Origin of the sequence: Chamaesiphon sp. OTE_8_metabat_110, assembly GCF_031382685.1 — a bacterium.
Classification (GTDB): domain Bacteria; phylum Cyanobacteriota; class Cyanobacteriia; order Cyanobacteriales; family Chamaesiphonaceae; genus Chamaesiphon.
Genome location: NZ_JANMZA010000230.1, coordinates 1 through 5,186 on the forward strand (window position 1 = coordinate 1; position 5,186 = coordinate 5,186).

Annotated in this window: 6 protein-coding genes; 4 read left to right on the top strand and 2 right to left on the bottom strand. The window is 46.6% G+C overall.

Annotation, left to right across the window (positions count from 1 at the left end):
• Positions 1-120 precede the first annotated feature (120 nt).
• The 4 genes from RMO52_RS08525 (at position 121) to RMO52_RS08540 (ending at position 4,671) form a co-directional block, all read left to right on the top strand.
• Entirely contained in the window at positions 121-390 is a 270-nt protein-coding gene (locus RMO52_RS08525) for a hypothetical protein (protein ID WP_309742550.1), read from the top strand.
• Between the two features lie 104 nt (positions 391-494).
• Positions 495-2,456, top strand: coding sequence for an FHA domain-containing protein (locus RMO52_RS08530; RefSeq protein WP_310412900.1), 1,962 nt, complete (start codon positions 495-497; stop codon positions 2,454-2,456).
• Positions 2,457-2,741: 285 nt separating this feature from the next.
• Positions 2,742-3,908 (top strand): iron-containing redox enzyme family protein, encoded by a 1,167-nt coding sequence (locus tag RMO52_RS08535; protein WP_309737826.1) that lies wholly within the window; start codon positions 2,742-2,744, stop codon positions 3,906-3,908.
• 7 nt (positions 3,909-3,915) lie between these two features.
• Positions 3,916-4,671: an SAM-dependent methyltransferase gene (locus tag RMO52_RS08540; RefSeq protein WP_310412903.1), complete on the top strand. Its 756-nt coding sequence runs from the start codon at positions 3,916-3,918 to the stop codon at positions 4,669-4,671.
• A 153-nt stretch (positions 4,672-4,824) separates the two neighbouring features.
• On the opposite strand, the gene xseB is transcribed toward RMO52_RS08540, so the two are convergent.
• Together xseB and RMO52_RS08550 are read right to left on the bottom strand one after the other, a co-directional pair.
• A complete protein-coding gene (gene xseB, locus RMO52_RS08545) occupies positions 4,825-5,031 on the bottom strand; it encodes an exodeoxyribonuclease VII small subunit (RefSeq protein ID WP_310412906.1) in 207 nt (68 codons plus the stop codon).
• Positions 5,015-5,149, bottom strand: coding sequence for a hypothetical protein (locus tag RMO52_RS08550; protein ID WP_310412909.1), 135 nt, complete (start codon positions 5,147-5,149; stop codon positions 5,015-5,017). The genes xseB and RMO52_RS08550 overlap by 17 nt, the downstream gene beginning before the upstream one ends.
• Positions 5,150-5,186 lie beyond the last annotated feature (37 nt).

Sequence of the window (5,186 nt, forward strand, 5' to 3'; positions counted from 1 at the left end):
GCTTCGATGAGAATTTGTTTGACATAAGCGGCAAGATAAGCACCTATATGGATGCAAATCTGCACAATTGAGTTATTTCTAAATAATCGATCGGCTGTCATAATATGTAAAATAATAGCTATGACTATGTGTGAAATAGAGGGTGACGATGACGGCTTTGGATTAACAATTGTTGATGTTGGAGAACTTTATCCTAAAGTTTTTTGCTTGGTAAAACAAATCACAGGTAAATCTACCAAGGAAGTCAAAGCAATTTTAGACGCTCCCGATTCTGTCATTATTGCATCGGGATACTATCGAGAACTGAATTTTATTTCCCGAGATCTATACGAAGTTGGAGCTAAAACTAAGATAATACTAGTGGATAACGAGCGAGCGAGCGTAAGTTAGAGTAACCGATACGATCGCGATTCTCTCTCATGAGAGGCTGGCGGGAACGCGCAAAAGATCGCTCATCCTGCTAAGATCGATGGTTAAACACTCAATCAACCTCTGTGCAAATCCGTTTGATGTGGGAAGATCCGGCAACAGGCGAACGCAAAGAACCCCTGTTAACTATCCCTATTGCGCTAGGGCGGGAATTTACGCGACTGCCTGAGACGATCGACGGTAATAGAGTTTGTCGGATCGTGTTAAATAGTCTGGAGGTATCGCGCTATCATGCCTCGATCGAAGTCGAACAGGATCGACTAATTGTAGTCGATCGCGGTAGTAGTAATGGCATCATCATCAACGGTCAAAAACAGACTCACGCTCAAGTTTCACCAGGAGACATCATTCAAATTGGGAATTATCAGATCGCGATCGCGATTCCAACCAATTCGCAACCGCTGACAACGCCAGCAAGTCAGTCCCAGATTGGGTTTAACGCCGTCACCAATCGACCCGATCCGCGCATTACCCCACCGCCGGAAGTTCCGGTAAATAGTTGCTTACCGCCGATTTTCCAACAGGCACAGATCGATCCGCAAGCGATTCACGCTACCGGGTTGCCAGTTGAAGAAGTCGAGTATGCTACTGTCGGCGGCGGGTTGGGGAGCTTTATCTGGGTAGATTTACTGCGAATTAGTGGAGTGAGTACCGAGCGGGTGCGAGTGCTGGGGATGGAGCAGCAACCCTACGGACGTTATCAGCAACTCTGTCTCAACGCGCAGATCGTCCCGCAAGAACGCCTGCGATCGCCTGCGGATGCCTGTCCGGATAATCTTTGGGGTTTTCCCAACTATGCGACCTTGGAGGCGGTCAGAGGCATCGCTAAGGGGAAGTTAAAATCGAGTTTGAGCTACTGCTGGCAAGTCTTCGCCGAACCGACATTAGCGGCGACTTATACGCCCAAATCTGGGGATGTTATTGCTGCGATCGATCGCGAAACCGCGCGGATTAGTTGGCGTAAAATGATTCGGACGGCGCACGTCCAGGCAATTCGCAAGACTACCGACGGGCGCTATGCGATCGTCTATACCTGTCAGCAACCCACCGATTATGCCTGTACGATCGCCCGATACGTCCATCTAGCTACTGGCTATCCCGCCTTACAATTTTTACCAGATCTCCAAGCTTATCGCGATCGCACCCAAGATTTCAAAACCGTCGTCAACGCTTACGAACCCCACGAACATATCTACGAGTCACTGGCAACTTACGGGGGGACGGTATTATTGCGCGGTACGGGAATCGTCGCCGCCCGGATCTTGCAAAAACTCTACACCCTCCGCCGGAATAACGAGCGCGTCGAAATTAAGGTGATCCAGTTACTCAGATCGGCAAAAGTCGAAGGTAATAAATACGGTTTAGCCGAGCGCAAAGTCGAGCACAACTATGAATTTCAGTCCTTTAACTGGCCGAAATCTGCGTGGGGCGGACAATATAAAAGTATCCTCGCAGCAGCCACCCCCGAACAACGCCAGCATCTACTCGCCGATTGGGGTGGCGTGACGACGATGAATCGCCCCGACTGGCGCAAGATCATCGCTGGTGGCATTAATAAAGGCTGGTACCAGATCTTTTACGGCGAGGTGCAACAGGTTGTAGCCAATTCCTCACATGGCGGGACGATTACCACCGTGCGCGAATCGGGCGTCAAGGGCGATATTCAATTAGAGGCAGACTTTATCATCGATGCAACGGCTGTCGATGCGCCGATTATGGCTAGTCCCCTACTGCAAGATTTGGTACAGCAATATAATCTACCAGTCAATCAGCTCGGTAGACTGACAGTTACGCCTAACTTTGAGTTGACAGAAATGGCAAATAAAGTCGGCAAAATCTACGCCTCGGGTGCGATTACTTTGGGTAATTACTATGCGCCTGTCGATAGTTTTTTAGGCTTGCAATATGCCGCGTTTAATATCGTGCAGGATTTACTAGATCGAAAAGCGATCGAGCTAAAGCCAGTAGTGTTGACTCGATCGCTTTTGCAATGGTGGAAGTGGGTAAATAATCGATCGCCAGATTAGATTTCAGACATCTGGCTCGAAATTGCATCGTTAATGGCGATCGAACGGTCAGCAAAAATGATTCAGGCGTCACTCCGCAATGCAAAATAGATAGCCAGCGTCAAACAGATCCGCACACTCAGCCATCAAAGTAGCCTGGGGTGGGTACTCTCATGTCTGTAACAAATACTACTTTTATCCGCTACTTGTCTATCTTAAGAGAGATAAAATTATTATCCTTGCCTGAGTACATTAAGAACAGGTTGATGGCAAGATCGTTACATTAGCGCGTTGGCGGAGCCTCTCATGAGAGAGAATCGCCTCAACATTCTCTTCACTAAGAACTTACTAATTATGGTTTTATTGCGTCCCGATCTGCCTCCTATCGATGCAGTCAAGGATTTTATGTCTCCAGCAACACCAGATTACGATCGAGCAGAACAGCTATTTATTCAGCTTTTAACTACAGACAATCTCGATAGACAGGTAATTGCCAAACAGGGCAAGGAAGATGTCAAATTGGCAGTGCAAGAGTTTGAAACCGCCTTAGAAACTGCTTTAGCAATTGCCTATACAAATCGGACAACACCAGAAATCGAAAATCGGTTTTTACAGCGGATTCTCTACCGGATCAATCGACTTAATTTTATCTGGTATAAGGACTTAAATGAATATACTAACGAGCGTTCGCTGTACGTGCGATGGGTGCACGATCGGATTGAGGAGCCTTGGCAAGCCTGGGAATCAGCCCAGCTCGATCTCAATCTCAAAAACTTGTCAGCAACTGACATTAAAGCGGCATTAATCGCGCGAGGAGATGTCGATTTAGTACCGCCAATATCGGCAAATAAGCGGTATTTAAGCCACGAAATGACCCTCGATAGTTATCGTCACTTGATTGCGATCGTCTCTTTAGATGGTTTAGTAGAATCGAGTCGGCTGTGTCATTTATTAGGTGGTGCTAGCAATGAAATTCAGGCAACATTGATCCGCGTTTTACTCGAAGAATATGGCAATGGTCGCCTCAGTCGCAAGCATTCTACTTTCTTTGCCCAAATGATGGCAGAACTCAACCTCGATTCGACACCAGAAGCTTATCTAGATTTGGTGCCCTGGGAAGTTTTAGCCTCCATCAATCACAATTTTTTGCTTACCCAATGTAAGCGCAACTTCTTGCGTTACATCGGTGGCTTTACCTACTTTGAAATTGTTGGCCCTTCAGTCTATCAAGACTACATTGCCGCCGCCGCTCGGTTGGGACTTTCCGAAACCGCGAAGGGATATTGGGAATTGCACGTCAAAGAAGACGAACGACACGGACAATGGATGCTCCACAACGCCTGTTTACCGCTAGTCGATATGTATCCCCAGCACGCGTGGGAACTCGTCCTCGGATACGACCAAGACAAGTATATGAGCGGTCGCGCTGGCGATGCGATCGTCAAAATTATTCAAAATCTAACCTTTAATTAAAACCCAAATGAACTTGCTCCAAACGCTAGCAGATCGAGAAAATACCTCGGTTCAATCTCATTCGCCCAACGAAGTATTTTTCTGTCCCGAAGAATCTCAATTCTATTCCCAATGTTTAGAACGGATGGTGCTCAATCGTTGTACCAGTTCCGAGCTGGTAATTGAGTTTGGTTCTGGCGATGGTAGTCCAGTAATTTCCAGCTTACTCAGAACTCCTTTTAAAGGTAGCATTCACGGGTATGAGTTGAATTCTACCTCAGCTAAGCTGGCGCAATCGCGAATCGATCGGTATCGATTAGGCGACAAATATATCGTTCGCAATCAATGTTTTTTTGAAGGTTGGCAACAGTCTAGCGCTAATTATCTAATTGCCAACCCGCCATACTTACCTGCACCCGATAATGATATTTACATGCCATCTTTGCATGGCGGAGCTGATGGAGCGGCGATTACCAAACGTCTATTTACAATCGGTTGCGCTCGGGTGTTATCGCTAATTTCTGCCTATTCAAACCCCGTCGAAACTATCGAGTATGCGATCGATTGCGGATATCAAGTAATTGATTTCACGATTTCACCTTTAGAATTTGGCTACTATAGTTCCGAATCAAAAGTGAGAGATACGATTAGTGCGCTCAAAAGCGATCGCAAAGCGTTCTATTCGCCGAATATCTATCTACTGGCTGGCGTATTATTTGAAAAGCAAGGTCGCGGCTCCCAAGATCTATCAGCAGAACTACGACAAGTGATGACTGCTTTTTAGCTATAGCAATCCTATGTGATTGACGAGAGTATCGTAGGGTGTGTTGTCGCGTAGCGTAACGCACCGAAGAAGAATCAACTTCACTAAGTAGGGTGGGCACTGCCCACCATCTAGATTTCAAGCTTTTCTGATGTGATAATTATTTGCGCCAACCTACTTATCACCCAAATTTTCTAATAATAATTCCACCCGCTCGCTGTGTTCGGCGAGAAAATTTTCACATTGTTGCAAAGATGCGATCGCGATCTCAAACTGACTGAATACTTCAGCTAATTCCAGTTCGCCATCTTCTATCTGCGCTAATATTTCCTCCACCCGATCGACTGTTTCTTCATACTTCCACTCAGTTTTCTTCGCCACGATCGACCTCAATTACGCTTACTTTTACTCGTCCCCGACCGAGTTGAATTGCCAACTCTTCACCCACAACCAATCGATCGCCATCGCGGACGAGCGTGCCATTAGTTTGCCGCTCCAAAGCATAGCCGCGCTGTTTATCCTAGCGCTGATCGATG